This window comes from Chryseobacterium sp. S90, assembly GCF_047444895.1.
Lineage (GTDB): Bacteria > Bacteroidota > Bacteroidia > Flavobacteriales > Weeksellaceae > Chryseobacterium.
The window spans coordinates 103,450-121,297 of the sequence record NZ_JBLGCX010000002.1; the positions used below are offsets into that span (position 1 = coordinate 103,450).

General features: G+C 36.2%; 14 protein-coding genes. 6 read left to right on the forward strand and 8 right to left on the reverse strand.

Annotated features, from left to right (window positions below; translation table 11 throughout):
* The first annotated feature begins 79 nt into the window (after positions 1-79).
* Positions 80-2,422: a TonB-dependent receptor domain-containing protein gene (locus tag ACLMCG_RS08225; protein WP_413961068.1), complete on the forward strand. Its 2,343-nt coding sequence runs from the start codon at positions 80-82 to the stop codon at positions 2,420-2,422.
* Positions 2,423-2,533: 111 nt separating this feature from the next.
* Here the strand turns inward: ACLMCG_RS08225 and ACLMCG_RS08230 are convergent, their stop codons facing one another.
* Positions 2,534-2,989 (reverse strand): hypothetical protein, encoded by a 456-nt coding sequence (locus tag ACLMCG_RS08230; RefSeq protein WP_413961067.1) that lies wholly within the window; start codon positions 2,987-2,989, stop codon positions 2,534-2,536.
* 225 nt (positions 2,990-3,214) lie between these two features.
* Here ACLMCG_RS08230 and ACLMCG_RS08235 point away from each other — a divergent pair, with 225 nt between their 5' ends.
* From ACLMCG_RS08235 to ACLMCG_RS08250, 4 genes are all read left to right on the forward strand, one after another.
* A complete protein-coding gene (locus ACLMCG_RS08235) occupies positions 3,215-5,170 on the forward strand; it encodes a metallophosphoesterase family protein (protein WP_413961066.1) in 1,956 nt (651 codons plus the stop codon).
* 39 nt (positions 5,171-5,209) lie between these two features.
* Positions 5,210-5,956, forward strand: coding sequence for a hypothetical protein (locus ACLMCG_RS08240; protein ID WP_413961065.1), 747 nt, complete (start codon positions 5,210-5,212; stop codon positions 5,954-5,956).
* 118 nt (positions 5,957-6,074) lie between these two features.
* Positions 6,075-7,181 (forward strand): Mrp/NBP35 family ATP-binding protein, encoded by a 1,107-nt coding sequence (locus ACLMCG_RS08245; RefSeq protein WP_047378704.1) that lies wholly within the window; start codon positions 6,075-6,077, stop codon positions 7,179-7,181.
* Between the two features lie 46 nt (positions 7,182-7,227).
* Positions 7,228-7,476 carry a NifU family protein gene (locus ACLMCG_RS08250; RefSeq protein ID WP_002977212.1) on the forward strand — a complete coding sequence of 83 codons (249 nt, stop codon included), beginning with the start codon at positions 7,228-7,230 and terminating at the stop codon, positions 7,474-7,476.
* A 101-nt stretch (positions 7,477-7,577) separates the two neighbouring features.
* Here ACLMCG_RS08250 and ACLMCG_RS08255 read toward each other — a convergent pair whose 3' ends face one another.
* From ACLMCG_RS08255 to ppk1, 7 genes are all read right to left on the reverse strand, one after another.
* Positions 7,578-7,970 carry a DUF3060 domain-containing protein gene (locus ACLMCG_RS08255; protein ID WP_223599166.1) on the reverse strand — a complete coding sequence of 131 codons (393 nt, stop codon included), beginning with the start codon at positions 7,968-7,970 and terminating at the stop codon, positions 7,578-7,580.
* A gap of 89 nt (positions 7,971-8,059) precedes the next feature.
* Entirely contained in the window at positions 8,060-8,887 is an 828-nt protein-coding gene (locus tag ACLMCG_RS08260; protein WP_413961064.1) for an SIR2 family NAD-dependent protein deacylase, read from the reverse strand.
* Positions 8,888-8,989: 102 nt separating this feature from the next.
* On the reverse strand, positions 8,990-12,028 hold the full coding sequence (locus ACLMCG_RS08265; RefSeq protein ID WP_413961063.1) for a choice-of-anchor I family protein: 3,039 nt from the start codon (positions 12,026-12,028) through the stop codon (positions 8,990-8,992).
* A gap of 141 nt (positions 12,029-12,169) precedes the next feature.
* The gene (locus ACLMCG_RS08270; RefSeq protein WP_167510664.1) at positions 12,170-12,319 is read right to left on the reverse strand and encodes a hypothetical protein; all 150 of its coding nucleotides are present in this window, start codon (positions 12,317-12,319) and stop codon (positions 12,170-12,172) included.
* Entirely contained in the window at positions 12,316-12,969 is a 654-nt protein-coding gene (locus tag ACLMCG_RS08275; protein ID WP_413961062.1) for an NAD-dependent epimerase/dehydratase family protein, read from the reverse strand. Before ACLMCG_RS08275 ends, ACLMCG_RS08270 begins: the two co-directional genes overlap by 4 nt.
* Positions 12,970-13,317: 348 nt before the next feature.
* A complete protein-coding gene (locus ACLMCG_RS08280) occupies positions 13,318-14,202 on the reverse strand; it encodes an exopolyphosphatase (protein ID WP_223599169.1) in 885 nt (294 codons plus the stop codon).
* Positions 14,199-16,271: a polyphosphate kinase 1 gene (gene ppk1, locus ACLMCG_RS08285; RefSeq protein WP_413961061.1), complete on the reverse strand. Its 2,073-nt coding sequence runs from the start codon at positions 16,269-16,271 to the stop codon at positions 14,199-14,201. The genes ACLMCG_RS08280 and ppk1 overlap by 4 nt, the downstream gene beginning before the upstream one ends.
* Positions 16,272-16,513: 242 nt before the next feature.
* Between ppk1 and ACLMCG_RS08290 the strand changes: the two genes are divergently transcribed.
* Complete coding sequence (locus ACLMCG_RS08290) at positions 16,514-17,752, forward strand: T9SS type A sorting domain-containing protein (protein WP_413961060.1); 1,239 nt, start codon at positions 16,514-16,516, stop codon at positions 17,750-17,752.
* The last annotated feature ends 96 nt before the right edge of the window (positions 17,753-17,848 follow it).

The following is a 17,848-nucleotide window of genomic DNA, read 5'->3' on the forward strand; positions in this document are numbered from 1 at the left end:
GGCGAAGATATTGAAAAACAGCAAAACAGAGGTAATAAAACAAAGGAGTAGCTTGTCTTATAGAAAACGACTATAATTCATGAAGAAGACATTACTTGCTGTAATTGTGCTGTTGCCGGCAGCTGCATTTGCCCAGACGGTAACAGGGAAGATTACCCAAACCGGAAATGCTGTTCCTTACGTTGAGGTGGTTGCAGAAAAAAATCAGAAGAAGCAGACTGCTATTTCGGACGAAAAAGGAAATTACTCACTGAAACTTTCAGAAAATGGAACGTATCATATTAAACTTATTCAGGATGGTATAGAAATATCCAGCAAGGAACTGGCAATAAATGGTGAGGTAAAACATGATTTTTTTATTGAAAAAAAGAAAGAGAAGCAGATCGAAGGAGTTACACTTACTGCCAGAAAAAAACTGATTGAGAGAAAAGCAGACAGATTGGTTTTCAATGTTTCCAATTCCGTGGCTTCACAGGGAATGGATGGAGCAGATGCTCTTGCAACAACACCATTGGTAAAAGTAGATGATAATACCGGAGTTTCAATTGTCGGGAAAAGTGGGGTAGCAGTAATGATTAATGACAGGATTCTGAATTTGTCAGATGCTGAATTGGTTACTTATCTTAAAAGTCTGCGATCTGAGAATATAGAAAAAATTGAAGTCATTACTTCACCTCCCGCCAAATATGAAGCACAGGGAAACAGCGGTCTTATTAATATTGTTTTAAAGAAAAATCAGAATCTGGGATGGAACGGAAGTTTTACCTCCAGCCTTCAGCAACAAACTTATACCGGAAATTCAAACAGTGTAACCTTGAATTATCAGAATGAAAAACTGCGTACCTCATTGAAGTTAAGACAAAATAAAAATGAAAAACACTCTTATGAAAACTATTGGATAGAAGGTGCAGATGGTCTTAAAAGTAATGATAACAGAAGAGATTTTGGAGATGGGCTTGGAGCAAATTTAAGTCTGGATTATCAGCTGAGTAAAAAGTCCAATATCGGACTTATTTATGATTTCGGATTCGGGCATTCTAATATGGATATCAGGAATACTTCAAACTATTTCCAGAATGGGATTTATACCAATACACTCCTGACTGATGCGGAGCACAGAGCTACAGGAAGGCAAAATACGGCCAGCGCTTATTATGATCTGAAATTCGGGAAACAGGACAATAAACTGAGTATTACAGGAAATTATTTTTCCAATACACCGGAAACGACCATTGATTTTACCACTACAGAAAGCTCGGGAGACCGGTTTGTTGTAAAGTCGCCATCTATGGTAGATTATAAAATTTATTCAGGGCAGGCAGATCTTACATTACCTTATCAGTTTGCAAAGACAGAAGCTGGGATAAAATTCACCAATTTTGATAATAACTCCAATATTTTTTATCAGAATTTAAAGAACGGACAATATATCACAGATCCTCTGAAGAGCAATGAATTTGAGTACAATGAAAAAAATTACGCCGCTTATATCAGTTTTGAAAAGACTTTCAACGAAAAATGGTCGGCAAAGGCAGGCTTACGTTATGAATATTCTGTAGTCAATGGGAATTCTTTAACTTCAGGTCAGCAGAACGAAAATTCTTACGGAAAATTTTTTCCTACAGCCTATGTCAGCTATAAAAGCAATGAGAATCATACATTCAACCTGAATTATTCCAAAAGGATTAACAGACCGGGATTCCGTGCCATCAATCCCTACCGCTGGTACATCAATATCAATTCTTATTTTACCGGAAATCCTTTCCTTAAACCGTCGATCAATCATAATTTTGAACTTTCTTATGTTTATAAAGGAAAACTATCAGCGTCTGCTTATTTTCAGAAATCAGTGGATGCATTTGGCCAGCTCGCTAATCTGAAAGGTGAAAACAGGGTAAGTACTTTTGAAAATTACTACAATCAGAATAGTATGGGTATTTCGCTTAATTACTCAGATACTTTTTTCAAAAGATGGGAAGCGAATTACTCTGCTAATTATTCTTATATGAACACGGATGTTTTTGCAACGGATGCCCTTGCCAGAAAAGGAAACAGCTATGATTTCGATTTTCAGAATAATATATCACTCAACTCAAGCAAAACCATACAGCTGATTCTGAACTACTGGTTCCGCCTGCCTTCCAACTCCGGAAATTCATATATGAAGTTTGCCGGGAATTTTACATCAGGTCTGAAACTAAACCTTATGGAAAAAAGCCTTCAGCTGAATGTATTTGTTTCTGATATTTTGAAGCAGGGGAAAAGCCAGGGTGAAATCTATTATACCACAGGAACACACTCTTATAATAATTATTACGATGCAAGAAGGCTCACGGTATCTGCAACATATGCTTTCGGAAATAAAAAAGTAAAAGGTGCGGACCGCAATGTAAGGTTTGATGAAAAAAACAGAGCGAACTGATAATCTGGATTTAAGTCATTCTTTATGTTTCGTGTCATTCTGAATGAAGCGAAGCGGAATGAATAACCTCTTCCTTTTATGAGATTCTTCATTCGCCCAGGATGCAAATACTTACACTTCTCCTTCAAAAACATCATTAAGATATTTCTCCTTATCATTTTCTTCCCGCCCGGAACCCAGATATTTTTTCCAGGACTGGGATTCATGATAGACAATACCCATTTCCCAGACACAGTAAGTAGGGAGGTGGGTTTTGTTTCTGTCCCATATTTCAAAGTTGCCGGAACCGTCATAATAAACACTTTCCCATAATTCATTTTCACTTCGCCATGTACATACCAGGAGAAGATAATTTTCTCCGCAGCGATGCATAATGATAAATCCAAGATCATCAATATTTTGGAAGTCTTCTTCGGCATATTCAACACATAACCGGGCATTATGAATATCCTGTGGGGAGATTTCTGCCGGATCATCAGCCAGATCGTACCATTTGAATTTTGTTTTTCCAACTGTAAAAACTCCTTTCGGTAGTGCATATTTGGAAGGGTAGGTATTGGTTTTCATATTAATTATTTTACAATGATAATGGTGTTAATAAATCTAATTATTTTATTTAATACCTAATCATAAATATTTTTGTTAACGGATAAAATACCACAAAAGTGTTATATGAATCGAATTTCAAATTTCATACATTTGATCGTAAACTAATAATTTCCGGTTTGGTATGTTAAAAAATAGCTTAACATAAGAACCTTAAGAAAACCAGTACAAATTCAATATATAAATATGATGGAAACACTATTTTATTATCTTCTGCTGCTCGCTGCAGTTACGTTTCTGATATTTTACTTTAAAGACAGTTTCTACTCTGCTAAAAAAGTGAAAATATTTAAAGATATTGATGAGAAATATCCCTATTACTTTATTCCTCAAAAACCTGTCAAATGGTTTGATTTTACCGGGCTGATGAATAGTTTCAGAATGGTTTCTCTTTCTGCAGATATCCTTTCTATCATTGATAAAAGAGAAATGCAGACTGCTTTGGGGAAAGATACCGGCAGAGAGCTGTTAGAAAGTAACTGTGACGAATCGGAAGATGAATTCTGGTTTGATTTCATTGCAGACACGGGCGATGGCTTTGATGCTACTACCTCTGTTTTTTATCATCTGACAAGAGAAAGTTATATCTATTCTTTTAAAAATGAATTCAACAGAGAGGTTGAAGATGAGGTTGAAATCAAACTGAAAAGGGGATCTGTTTTGGTTGTAGGAGGTGATCTGGTGTATCCCGTAGGCTCTGAAACCAATTACAGAGACCGCTTCAAAGGACCTTTAAGACTTGTTGCTCCTGATACAAAAGAGGCAGGTCCAATACTCATTGCTACACCGGGAAATCATGACTGGTACGATGGTTTAAGTGCTTTTTTCAGGCTGATGTGCCAGAGAAGCAAAATCAGTGATTACAGAACGGTACAGAACCGAAGTTATTTTGCTTATTCACTAAGGGAGAATGTTCACTTAATGGGTATTGACAATCAGTTGCTGGGAGATATTGATATTCCTCAAATGACTTTTTTTACTGAATATGTCGAAAAAATATCAAAAGGAAATGATACCAATCATGTTATTTTGCTCATTGCAGAACCTTATTGGTACAATTATCAGATAAAAGACAGACACAAGAGAAGACAACGTATGGATAGTCTGGAATATATTATCCGAACAATGAAAGAAGCTGTCAGAAAACTGGAGGCAAGCAATATAAAGTCAGAAATTATTTTTGACGTAGTGCTTACAGGAGATATTCATCATTATTCACATTATAAACTGGATAAAAATGAGAAAGGCTATGATAAAGAGATCAAACATTATATTACTTCAGGCGGTGGTGGTGCTTTCGGGCATATTACCGATTTTTTAAAAGATACAATCACTCTTCCGATCCTGCAAAACACAACGACTACAGAGCTCACCTATCAACTGGATGGCAGATATCCGTCTAAAGAAAAATCCGGTAAAAAAACATTCTGGAATCTTATTTTCTTTATCATCAATTATGAATTTACCGTATTGCTGTTTTTACTTTCATTAATCGTTACGTATACCCATTGCTACTCAGATTCTATTTTGAAAGGGTTGATTTTATTGTTAATTCCTGTGATCTTTCATTTTACCATCACCAAAGTCACCAATACAGAATGTTCCGAGAAGGAAAAATGGACGAGCAAAATTCTGCGGGGATTTTTATTTTTATTATCGTTTGCTGTTCAATGGTTTGTATTCATGAAACTTCCGACGTATGGATTTACTTTTTTACAGGACAGCCATTTGTCTTTTATTCATATTAATGAAATAAAAAGCTTCTTTAAAATTCCGGCCGGGTGTGATTATTTTATTTCTCAGCTGATTATTTCTGCTCTTTTGCAATCCATACTTTTTGGATGGTATATTCTTTTCGGATATCATTTTTTTAAATTATATGTCACCGAAATTTCATCCGGGAAAATAAATACAGGAAATAAAAACTTTCTGAAGTTTAAAATAACAGATAAAGAAATTGTGATCTATGTAGTTGCCATAAAAAAAACATACCAGTGGATGAATTTATTAAAAAAGAAACACGCTTCTCAATTACAAAAAGAGATGCTTACCGAAGATCCGAAGAAATTTATCAAAGACAATTTCAAGCTGGATCCGGACAAAAATGTGAAAATTATTGATAAAATAACGATTTCATTATAACTCAGTTTCTCAACAACTATAACCTCAAAAACGAACCTCATGGAAACTAACTTTAAAAAACCTGCTCAGGATGATAATAACGGAGTACTGATCTCCTATTACCAGCTAAGAATGTTTATCGGATTACTTGGATTTCTTCTTTCATTCCTTCTTTTTATGACCACCTATTTCCTGAATGATGAGCATCCGCTCAAAGTAAGTATCAGTCATTATTACTACAGTTTCGGACATATAATTTTCGTAGGAACATTATGTATTCTGGGTGGATTATTCGCTACCTATAGGGGAAAAGATAAATATGAAAATATGCTTTCAAATTTTGCCGGAGTAATGGCGGTGTTGGTCGCTGTATTTCCGACAAAATTTACTGGATATGGAGGAAATATTTACATTACTATAGATAAAGTGAATTACCAGGAATGGTTCAGCTGGGTACACTATATCAGTGCAGGACTGCTTTTCGTGTCTTTTGCTGTTTTTTGTCTCTATTTTTTTCAGAAAAGTGATAAAGAACAGGATGGTGAACCTGTTTCTGCAGCAGAAGCGCTTAAGAAAAACCGTAGAAACCTGTATTATAAATTCTGCGGCTGGGGAATACTCATCAGTCTTGCCTGTATTGGACTCATTGCTCTTTTAGGAGATGATTCGGCTTCAGCGAATAAATTTCTAACTTATTCTACCCTTATTTTTGAAACCACATCATTGTTTTTCTTCTCTACCTCCTGGCTGTTAAAATCCAGTGAATTCTGGAACAAAAATATTCCATTAGTAACCTATTTCAGGTAATAATTGCCGATATATAAAGGGCTGAAGGTCTGTGTTTACAAAAGAATTTATCTATGATTGTGTTTACTTATTCTAAATAGGTGAAAAATGCGTAAATTTGTAAACAATTTATATTTATATGTTGACGAAAGAAAAGGTTCAGGATTTCCTTAAAGAAATAGAAGTAGACGATTTGGTGAATAATCTTCAGATTATGGGTGATGATGTTTATATTGACATGACTGCTCATTCGCCTGCAATGCACGAAAAGAAAAAACTGGAGGCTGCTATGAAACAGGCTTTTGCCAGTGAGTTTGGAGAAAACGTTCATTTAAAACTTAAAATCGTTTCTCCGGAGCCTAGTGAAATTCAGCAAAGTCAGATCAAAGGAAAACAAATTCCGGGAATTCAAAATATTATCGCTATTGCTTCTGGTAAAGGAGGGGTAGGGAAATCTACAGTTTCTGCAAATATGGCAGTAACTTTAGCTAAAATGGGCTTTAAAGTAGGATTATTAGATGCTGATATCTATGGTCCTTCAGTTCCTACCATGTTTGATACAGAGGGGCAAAAGCCAATTTCTGTAGAAGTGAATGGTAAGAATCTTATGAAACCTATCGAGAACTATGGAGTAAAAATGCTTTCAATCGGATATTTCTCTGGAGCTAATCAGGCGGTAGTGTGGAGAGGGCCAATGGCTTCAAAAGCATTAAACCAGATGATCAGAGATGCTGCATGGGGAGAATTGGATTTCTTACTTATAGATCTTCCTCCGGGAACAGGTGACATTCACTTGTCAATTATCCAGGAAGTACCGGTAACAGGTGCGGTGATTGTAAGTACACCTCAGCATGTTGCACTGGCAGACGTAAGAAAAGGTATTGCCATGTTCCAGATGGAAAGTATCAATATTCCTGTTCTTGGATTGATAGAAAATATGGCGTATTTTACACCGGAAGAGCTTCCTGAAAATAAATATTATATCTTTGGAAACCAGGGAGCACAATATTTAGCTGAAGATCTTGGAATTCCTGTATTAGGAGAAATTCCATTGATCCAAAGTATCAGAGAAGCAGGAGATGTAGGAAGACCAGCTGCGCTTCAGGAAGGATCTAAAATTGCAGATATCTACACAGAGACAGCCAGAAAAATGGTAGAAAGCTTAGTGGAAAGAAACAAAAGTCTTCCTCCTACTGAAGCTGTGAAGATTTCAACAATGGCAGGATGCTCACCAAAAGCAAAATAATAATAACTTTCAATACATTTGAAAGTACCAAATTGAACTGAAAAATATGGAAACAAACATAACGCACGAAGATACAGTAACAAGAGTAATGGAAGCTCTGGAAAGCATCAGACCGTTTTTGAATAAAGACGGTGGTGATATTGAGCTTATTGATGTGAAAGATAATCAGGTGTTTGTGAAACTTTTGGGTAACTGTTCCGGATGTTCGTTGAATTTCTCAACCCTGAAACTAGGAGTTGAAAATACCATCAAACAACATGCGCCGGAAATCGAAAAGGTAATCAACGTAGAGTAAAATTATATCTGAGATATTTTTAAAAAGACAGACCTCATTGAGGTCTGTCTTTTTTGTTTGAATATGCTCTTTACAGACTTTGAAATCTGTGAGAATTGTCCTTATTGTTTTACAACTTTATTTCCCACTCCGGTAAGAGAAACATCGGGTTTTCCTGATTTTGTTCCGGCAGTCCTGTAGTAGACTACATTGCCACCGCCTTCTATAGTTACTTTGTCTACTTTATCAATGTATACTTTATTGCCGGTTCCGGAAACAGCGATCTTTTTTGCACTTCCTTTGATCATTACCGTGTTATCACCGCCTTCCACCTCAGCAACTCCTCCGTTGAGTGTATAATTGAGTTTATGACCTACACCTTCTACCTGTATGGTTTTATCATTATCTGTTTTCTCTACCCCTTTTGTAGATTCTGTTTTTCTGGATTGTGAAAAGGCAGTACCTGTTCCCATTAACAGGAGAGCCAGAATTCCTGCTGTCTTAATATTTTTCATTATGAATTTGGTTTTGTTGAGAGTAAATATAGAAATAAAATGATTTTTTCAGGCATTTCAAAAGTTAAATCATCTTAAATAATGAGTTTTTATGATGCCATTTTTTCAATGATCTTTTTTATCACTTTCAATACTTCAGTTGATTTTTCCCGGATGATTAAAGCATTTTTTTTATTTCTGATCAGATCTGTAAAATTATTATCTTCCGTATTGATGTCTATGATAAATGCTCCATATTTTATTGCTGTTTCCGCAATGGCAATCGGTAGGCTGGTGGCACCGGAAGTTCCAACAATAAACAAGACACCACTATTTTTGGCGATTTTCAAAGCGCTAAATTTTTTGTTGGTTTTTTCATCATAATATTCGTCAAACCACAAAATATTAGGACGCATCCAATGTCCGCACTGAGCGCATGTTAGAAGTTCTTTATCATGATCAGTAAGATCTTCATCCAAATTCTTACCCTTTATTTCCGTAGGAAGCAACAGAATTTCTTTGCATCCGTTTGAACATTTAATTTCTCTGTTATTTCCATGAATTTCATAAATTCTTTGGTTTCCGGAACGGCGATGAAGATTGTCAATATTCTGGGTAATGAGATGAAATCTGTCCTGAAGTTGAGTTTCAATGTCAGCAAGATCAAAATGACTTTGATTGGGAGATGCATTTTCAAACATCTTTTTTCTGAAAAGAGAATATTGCAGGACTTCTTCCGGATGTTGTCTGAAATAACGTAAAGTCCCAAATTCTTCAGGTTTATGAAACTGAGTTCCTTTTACCCAGATTCCATCTATTCCACGATAAGTGGGAATGCCGCTGTCGGATGAGATTCCGGCACCAGTAAGAAAGGTAAAAAGATTTCGTTTTTCTTTATGCCATACTTGTTGAATAATATTTTCTAATTGATTTTCCATTGTGTTATAAAAAAGTTTAAAACTAATGAATTTCTCAATAACAAAAAAGCTTCGGAAAAATCCGAAGCTCTAACTAAATAGAATGTATACTGTAATTTATGTTTACTTTACAATAACTCTTTTGATCTGTCCTTCTGAAGTTTTTACAATATAAACACCTGTAGAAAGATTGGATGTGCTTATGGTTAAGGCATTCTTTTCTTTTCCAATTAATTTTCCGGACATATCATATAATTCGTAATCCTGTTTTCTGTTAAAATAAAGTGTATTTCCTTTGTTGACAGGATTTGGGAAGATATTAAAGGTTGCCGGTTCCGCTTTAGTTTCACCAGTTCCCAGAGTAGATGGCATTGCTACTTCATACATAGATAAAGTTCCACTGATCTCGTTGGCAATAATTACATACCCTTTGTTGGTTGTTGTATTTTCAGGAGCAATATAGATAATTCCTTCAGGGCCATTGTCACCTCCGTAAGCTGAAGTAGAGCGGGAATGTTTATAATCAGTGAAAGTAGGATTGTTAGGGTCTGTGATATTATACACCATAACTCCTCCTGTTCTTTCTAATGTGATAAAAGCATAGGTCTGTCCGTTGATATTTCCTAATGCCACACCTTCCGGTTCTGGACCTTTTGCACGACTTCTGTTTTTAACAGCATTGGATTCATTATCTGCATTGAAAATTAACGGCTGATAGGCTGCAATATATCTTTCAAACTGATCTCCACTGTCGTACACGATCTGTTTGGTATCCGTATTGAAAATAGAGAATGAACGCGCTCCTAAAGCTGCCATTTCTTCAAACTCTGCATCTCCGTCTGTATTTCCAGTAGCAGATGAAACCCTGAATCTTCCCAGATTATACGAAGCCTTTAAAATACTTGAATTAGGGAAAAGCACAGGATCTAAAATATAGCTGTTTGCCCCTACAGTAGTTCTTTCACTGTATCCTGAAAGGTCTTTTTCATCTCCTTCATTGGCGGTTACAATATAATGGGTATTTCCTACCTTATAATTCTGTACAGCATCCGGAACATAGTAGGCTTTTACAGGCCAATTGGCAATTAAAACCTCTCCATTATTGTCCGAAGCATCAAAACCATTACCTGGCAGGCTCATATCTTTTTTACCTAATCCCCAGATTCCTGTGATGGTTTTGGTTGCCAGATTAATTTCAGCGACAGCATTATTTTCCTGAAGCGTTACCCATGCTTTCTGACTGTCAGAACTGATGGTAACATATTCAGGCTCCAGATCCTGAGAAAGAGTATTATTGGTTCTTACCTTTCTTAAACCTGTAGCGGTTAATGCAGCAAGTTGAGAATCAAAACTGTTGAAATTGAGAGTGGTTACATTACTTTGCATAAGATTTCCGATACCGCCAGAAATGTCAATGATGCTGATTGTTCCTTCAGGATCTACAGTATAAGCATCATTAGGTTCTCCTTCATTCGCTGTAACAACTTTTGTTCCATCAGGGGAGAAGGTAATCATATCCGGTAAAGCTCCTACAGTAAGCTGCTTCAGGAAGTTTCCGTTAATATCGAAAAATACTACAGAACCGTTTTGCTGAGGATCAGTATTCGGAGAAGCGGCTGCGATGATTCCATTTTTTACAGCAATACTTGTGATACCGCCATAAGGAGCCATATTGACTGTTTTTACGACTGATGGAATGGCTGGATTACTGAAATCAATAATGTCAAAAACATCTGTAATGGAACTTATTGTGAATAAACGTTGTGTTGATGCATCATGAACTACAATTTCCGTAGAACTGTTATTATTTCCTGAAGGATCAAAACTTCCAAGATAATTCAGTTGGATCTGATGAGAAGGAACCGGCGCCGGTTTATCATTATCAACAATATAAACCGTTGCAGAATTATCCCCTGAAATAGTAGCTCCGGTAGGATTTTCTAGGCTTACCACAAAATATTTCGCCTGTTGTTCTGCCACTGTGTCATCAATAATCGGAATGTTAACGGTATAACTCGTTGTAGATGGAGTGATATTAATAGTATGATTGGCTAAAGTAAAATCATTGGCATCAGCTGTACTGAATGGCGCCTGTTTTACAACAAGATTTACGGTAGATGTGGAAGGATTCGTGACATTGATTTTGAATGCAAGGTTTCCTGCATTTTCATTGACCTTAATGAAGTTTTTTTCCAGAGAAATTGTTGTTCCTGCTGTTGTGAAAGTGCTGGATGTAACGGCAGTAACCCCATTATCACTGAAATCTTCTACTGTATTGGGTTTAAGTGCAACATAATAAGTTTGTCCCGGTACCAATCCTGAAGTTGGGATCACGGTGATAGTATTGTTGCTGAAAGTTGTCGTAAAAGGAATTGGTATTCCTGCAGCATTTCCAAGACGAAGCTCTATAAGATTTTGAGCGTTAGAATTATTGATCGCAGAATTATCTGTTAATCTCACATTTTCATTAAAAGTCAATGTAGGATTTGCAGTTGTAGAAGCGTTATTGGTATTATGAGCAGGAAGATAGGTAACAGTTGGTGGAGTGGTGTCCGCACCTCCGGCAGGAGTCGCATCTACCGTGAAATTATCGAAACGGTTGTTGCCACCGGTTCCGCCTCCTGTTACTGAGAATTCAACCTTTAATTTAAAATTGGGATTGTTATTAGCTCCCTGTATGGCAGAAAAATCAAGAGTAACGAGCTGAGGGTTGGCATCCTGTGGAGTTACAGTCTGAAGCTGCACAAAATTAGTTCCGTCTGTTGAATAAGACCATGTCTGAGTTCCGGCTCCCTGTCCTGATCTTCTGGTGGTAAACTTAACAATGACATTGTTGTATCCTGTGGTTGGCAGATTAAACTGTAATCCTCCTCCAATTGGATTATTGAACCTTAAATGAGTTCCGGATGCATCTCCATTTCTTGCATTTAAGTTTTCATCACTAAAATTCTGTCCGGTACCACCAGCAAAATCTATTACACTTGTACCTCCTGCTATTGGCGTAAGAGAACCATTCACCATGGTAGAAGATGGTGTAGTGATGGTGGCAGCAGATGTATTATTGTTAAAGTTCCAGTAATGAATCAGTGTCTGCCCGAAAAGCCCGCTCTGAAAAAAGAATGCGGCAATCACAGACCCTTTTAATAGGTAGTTGTTGATCATTTTTACTTTAATTAGTTAAATGCAAAAATGAACTTTATGTTTCGCAACTATTTTAATGGAATTTTAAGAAATGTTTAAAAAATAGGTTTGTTTCCGATAAAAGATAGAATAATGTTCAAGTGAGAGATTTGTAGGATGAAATTATTTCCCTGATTTCCCTGAAAAATTTAAAATTGTTCCTGATTTATTCCCTTCCAATGGATGTTTCTGCATATAAAAATATCCTGAAACAGCAGTCACAAGCAAGAGTACAAAAATAACCAGAACAATTCTTCTTAACATGTCTCTCATATCGCTAAATTTTTAATATCTCTAATTTCTAAAGTAGATGTAGGGTACCATTTTTGTGTCACATTGATCATTGCTCTACCCACTTCCTGTAAAGTTAATGATTTTGATTGGAAAAAAATAGGAAAAATCCAAATAAAAGGTTTAAAAAACCATTTTACATTCAATTGACCCTCAACTGGTTTCATAAATCCGGGACGGAAATTGTAAGCACCTTTGAAATTCATCTTTTTCAAATCATTTTCGGTTCTGCCTTTTACCCTTGCCCACATCATTTTTCCACTCTCTGTGCTGTCAGTGCTTGCCCCTGAAACATAGTTGAAAACCATGTCCGGATTTTGGTTCAAAACAGCTTTTGCAAAATGCAGGGTTGTATCGTAAGTGATTTTGGTGTAATCTTCTTCATTCATTCCTATGCTGCTGATTCCTGCACAGAAAAAACAGGCATCATAACCTTTCAGTTTTTCATCATGAATGTCTACGGATAAAAAGTCCGGAACAAGATATTCTTTCAGTTTGGGGTGTGATTTTCCGGAAGATTTTCTGCTTATGCTGAGAATTTCAGAAACATGAGGATTCTCAAGACATTCCATTAAAACGCCTTCGCCTACCATCCCTGTAGCCCCTGTAATAATTATTTTGATTGGGTTCATTACTTTGCTATTGATAATAGTGTGACGGATGGGGATGAGGTTTTACTTTAAAAATTCAGAAAAATTTTATTAAAAGATAAAAGATAAAAGATAAAAGATAAAAGATAAAAGATAAAAGATAAAAGATAAAAGATAAAAGATAAAAGATGTTGTCATTAAAATTCAATAGGGGTGGGTTTTAACCCATCTGATATTAAAAGATTCATCTATTGGCTTTAGCCAAAACTTAATAACAGAAAGAGAATATAGAGATTGCTTTGCTTCGCTCCTCGCAATGACATTGCGGGAAATGGATACCAAAATAAAAAGCCAGCTCAATGGCTGGCTTTACAATATCGTTATTTGCTGTTACTTTTTGTGCTGTAACTGACTGTAAATATTATGGATTAATCCATCTGCAACAGATATTTTAGGAACAAAGATCCTGTTGATATCAGACCAGGACATTACATTATTGAAAATGCTCAGAGCATGTACCAAGACATCGGCACGGTCTTCTCTAAGGTTGTAATTGGTCATTCTTTCTTGTACAGAAAGCTCATTGAATTCTTTATATACCTTTTTCAGGTGGGACAAAGACATTGGTTTTCCGTCTTTGGTTTTGCTCATGGAGAATACTTTATTGATATTTCCTCCTGATCCAATGGCTACAATTGGTTTTTTACTGACGATATTTTTCTTGATTTCGTCCTTCATCTCTTTCCAGTTATCCATCGTAACCAGGTTGTTGAGAAGACGGATTGTTCCGATATTAAACGATTTTTCGTAAACCATTTTCCCGTTTTCGTAGAAAGTAAGTTCTGTAGAACCTCCACCAACGTCGATGTATAAGTAAGCGAATTCTTTGTCAAGACCTTCTGCAACATGATTTTCATAGACCAGCGTGGCTTCTTCATCACCGGAAATAATTTCGATGTTGATTCCTGATGTTTCCTTTACGATGTCAATAATTTCATTACCATTGGCAGCATCACGCATCGCACTGGTAGCACAGGCTCTGTAATGATCTACTTTGTATATTTTCATCAGGTCACTGAAGATTTTCATGGAATCAATAACCATTTTTTCTCTTTCGGGACCTATTTTTCCGATGGTAAAAACATCCATTCCCAGTCTCAGAGGAATTCTGAGAAGGTTGAGTTTGATGAATTCAGGTTTTCTGTTATTAATCTTAACCTCATTGATAAGAAGGCGGGCTGCATTACTCCCTATGTCTATCGCTGCTATCTTCATTTTTTGCTTGTTTTAGCTTTTAAATATTTATAGGTTTCTATTTGTGAACGGCATTCTTTTTTATCATTTCTTATATACTCGTTGCTGAGTTTTTTATCAAGAATTCTGGCTTTTACATTATCCCTAAGCTGAATGTCAAGAATATCTTTTAATTCTTTCTTAAGGATCTTGTCAGTGATTTTAGCCGCAGCTTCAATCCTGTAATCCAGGTTTCTGGTCATCCAGTCAGCGGAAGAAATGTACATGTCTTCTGTTCCTTTATTGTAGAAATACATTACTCTGGTGTGCTCCAGGTATTCATCTACAATACTTATAGCTTTTATTTTTTCTTTAAACTCTTTCTGGTTTACAGCACAATAGATTCCTCTTACGATAAGCCTGATTACCACACCAGCTTTGGCTGCATCATATAGTTTTTCTATCAACAGTCTGTCGCTCATAGAATTTACCTTGATGATGATCTCTGCTTTTCGGCCTGCTTTGGCTTCTTCGATTTCTTTATCAATATGGTGAACAATCTTTTCACGCATAAATTGAGGGCAAACTAATAAATTTTTACAAGTTTTCAAAATCGGAATAAAATCATCCTTCGGTTTTTTCAGCACATTGAACACTTTGTTGATATCTGCCATGATACCGCGGTCGGCTGTAAGGAGCAGATGATCACCATATATTCTTGCTGTTTTTTCATTAAAATTTCCGGTACTTACAAATCCATATTGGATGGTTTTATTATGGGCTCTCTTTTTGATAACACACAGTTTAGCATGTACTTTTTTGTTGGGAATTCCCACAAGAACAGTAATTCCTTCCGGTTCCAGCATATCTTTCCATTTCAGATTGGATTCTTCATCAAACCTTGCCTGAAGTTCCAGCATTACAGTCACTTCTTTACCATTTCTGGCAGCATAGATGAGCGCGTTGATGATTTTTGAGCTGCTTGCCATACGGTAAGCGGTGATCTGTATAGATTTTACATCCGGATCCATTGCTGCTTCACGAAGAAGATCAATCACTGGGTTGTATTTATGATAAGGGAAGGTAAGAAGCACATCTTCTTTTAAAATAACATCCGTTACTCTTTCACCATGTTCAAATGCCTGATGCGTAAACGAGCTTCTTTCCACAGGTCTTTCATACGTTTCAAAAACATCTGGAAAGTCCATAAAATGCTTGAAATTATGAATTTTTCCTCCCGGAATAATACTGTCTTTTTTCGTTAAATTCAGTTTTCTGATAAGGAGCTCTAGTAGTGCTTTATCCATATCTTTATCAAAAACGAAACGGGTAGGCTTTCCTTTTCTTCTGTTTTTGAGTCCTTTTTCTATTTTTTCTGCGAAGTTGGTTCTGATATCATTATCCAGATCAAGTTCGGCATCTTTTGTTACTTTAAAAGCATTGGCAGAAAATTCATCATATCCGAAATAAGAGAAAATGTGTGGAAGGTTAAACGTAATCACGTCTTCCAGTAACATTACATTTTTTTCTTCCGGATCTTCCGTCGGCAGCAATACGAATCTTCCCACAAAACGGGAAGGAATTTCAATAATGGCATAATTACTGGAATATTGCCAATCTTTTTTTCTCATGGCCACTCCCAGATAAAGACTTTTGTCTCTCAGATAAGGCATAGGAGTATTTTCATGAAGAAGAATCGGGATCACATTGGATTCTACCACTTCATCGAAGTATTGTCTGACAAATTCTTTTTGTCCTGCTGTCAGGTTTTTGGCATTTTTAATGAAAACTTTATGATCAGCCATTTCAGTCTGAATCTTTTTCCAGGTTTTATCAAAATTCAACTGCTGTCTCATCACCACTTCATTGATTCTCTGAAGGATTTTGGAGGGCGGCTGGTAGAAAGATTCAGCAATCACTTTTTCCTTAAAATCCATGGCACGCTTTAATCCGGCAACACGCACTCTGAAAAATTCATCTAAATTGTTGGAGAAAATTCCGAGAAAACGTATTCTTAAATGTAAGGGAACTTTTTCATCCATGGCCTCCTGCAAAACTCTTTCATTAAAGGCAAGCCATGTAATATCTCGTGGATTAAAGTGTATTGACATTCTAAATGTGTATATTTTATCAAAAATAATCATTCGTAAAGATTCTTCCTCTATTTCTTAGGTTAAACTTTGATTAATTTTTAAAGGATAGTGAATTAAATTGTTTTGCTGATAACAAGTCTGTTGGTAATCAGTTGGTTTAAGTAAAATTAGAGTTATAATGATTTTACTGTAAATTACTCATTTATTCCATAATCTTGTTGTGAGAATGGTTATATTTGCGGACTATTTATACTATTTAGATGAAAAAAGTTTTACTATTGACAGCCGGCTTTCTGATGGCTAATGCATTTGGTCAGAGAGAATGTGCCACTGATTTGAAAATGAAGGAATTTTATGCAAGAAACCCTCAGGCTCTGGCAAAAAAAGAAGATTTACGAAATTATTTAACCAGTAAAAATGCCGCTGCCAGTACAATGGCTAAAAACGGTCAGACTGTGATTACAATTCCGGTTGTAGTGCATGTTCTTTACGGTAGCGCTGCTCAGAATATTTCTGAAGCTCAGATTGCATCGCAGATTGCTATTTTGAATAATGACTTCAGAAAATTAAATCCTGATTTCAGTTCTGTCGTTCCTGATGCATTCAAGCCTTATGCTGCAGATATGGAACTTACATTTTGTATGGCAACAAAAACGCCTACAGGCGTTGCTACTACAGGTATAGAAAGAAAATCCGTTGCTTCAAATTTTGATTTTGCCAACCAGTATTATCTGGCATCTGGACTTACAGCCTGGGATCCAACTAAATATTTAAATATCTGGGTAGGAAATATGCCTAATCCTTATCTTGGCTGGGCTTATCTACCTGATGCTGCCGGTTTCCCGGAGGACGGACTTGCTATTGGCTATAAATATTTCGGAACTTCAGGAGCAGCTGTGGCTCCTTATAATGGAGGACGAACTGCTACGCATGAGATAGGACATTATTTTGGATTGCTTCACCCATGGGGAGAAGATGGAAGTGCATGTGGAACACCGGATAATGATGATGGTTGTGCAGATACTCCTGCCATTAATGATGCTCATTACGGTGGCAATGTTTTTCCTGACAATGGCTTTATGTGTAATCCTACTGCAAATGGTGCCATGTTCATGAATTTTATGGATTATGTGACAGATACAGAAATGGCATTTTTTACGAATGATCAAAAAACAATCAAAACCAATACAATGGCGGGGCCAAGAGCGAGCCTTCTGAATTCCAATGCATGTGCATTCTTATCTGTAAATGATGTGGAAAAAGTAAACTCTATCAATCTTTTCCCTAATCCTACTACACAGTATATTTCAATTGCTTCTCCTTTAGCACCTATTAATGAAGTAGAGATTTTCAACGCTGAAGGAAGGCTTGTGAAAAAAGCATTTATTAAAAATGAAACAGACAAAATTGATGTGAAAGATTTTGCCAGTGGTGTTTATTATGTAAGAACTTATAATGGCAAAGACTTCGTAAAATCTATGAAGTTTATCAAAAAATAATGAAAATATTTCCATATTAAATGATACAAAGCCTCGATTTTATCGGGGTTTTTATTTTTATTGTGTCATTTTGTCATAATTCTTCGAATGGTACAG

Excerpts from the sequence above, each read along its gene's own strand:
- ACLMCG_RS08225 (WP_413961068.1), top strand. The coding sequence starts at position 80 with ATGAAGAAGACATTACTTGCTGTAATTGTGCTGTTGCCGGCAGCTGCA.
- ACLMCG_RS08230 (WP_413961067.1), bottom strand. The coding sequence starts at position 2,989 with ATGAAAACCAATACCTACCCTTCCAAATATGCACTACCGAAAGGAGTT.
- ACLMCG_RS08235 (WP_413961066.1), top strand. The coding sequence starts at position 3,215 with ATGATGGAAACACTATTTTATTATCTTCTGCTGCTCGCTGCAGTTACG.
- ACLMCG_RS08240 (WP_413961065.1), top strand. The coding sequence starts at position 5,210 with ATGGAAACTAACTTTAAAAAACCTGCTCAGGATGATAATAACGGAGTA.
- ACLMCG_RS08245 (WP_047378704.1), top strand. The coding sequence starts at position 6,075 with ATGTTGACGAAAGAAAAGGTTCAGGATTTCCTTAAAGAAATAGAAGTA.
- ACLMCG_RS08250 (WP_002977212.1), top strand. The coding sequence starts at position 7,228 with ATGGAAACAAACATAACGCACGAAGATACAGTAACAAGAGTAATGGAA.
- ACLMCG_RS08255 (WP_223599166.1), bottom strand. The coding sequence starts at position 7,970 with ATGAAAAATATTAAGACAGCAGGAATTCTGGCTCTCCTGTTAATGGGA.
- ACLMCG_RS08260 (WP_413961064.1), bottom strand. The coding sequence starts at position 8,887 with ATGGAAAATCAATTAGAAAATATTATTCAACAAGTATGGCATAAAGAA.
- ACLMCG_RS08265 (WP_413961063.1), bottom strand. The coding sequence starts at position 12,028 with ATGATCAACAACTACCTATTAAAAGGGTCTGTGATTGCCGCATTCTTT.
- ACLMCG_RS08270 (WP_167510664.1), bottom strand. The coding sequence starts at position 12,319 with ATGAGAGACATGTTAAGAAGAATTGTTCTGGTTATTTTTGTACTCTTG.
- ACLMCG_RS08275 (WP_413961062.1), bottom strand. The coding sequence starts at position 12,969 with ATGAACCCAATCAAAATAATTATTACAGGGGCTACAGGGATGGTAGGC.
- ACLMCG_RS08280 (WP_223599169.1), bottom strand. The coding sequence starts at position 14,202 with ATGAAGATAGCAGCGATAGACATAGGGAGTAATGCAGCCCGCCTTCTT.
- ppk1 (WP_413961061.1), bottom strand. The coding sequence starts at position 16,271 with ATGTCAATACACTTTAATCCACGAGATATTACATGGCTTGCCTTTAAT.
- ACLMCG_RS08290 (WP_413961060.1), top strand. The coding sequence starts at position 16,514 with ATGAAAAAAGTTTTACTATTGACAGCCGGCTTTCTGATGGCTAATGCA.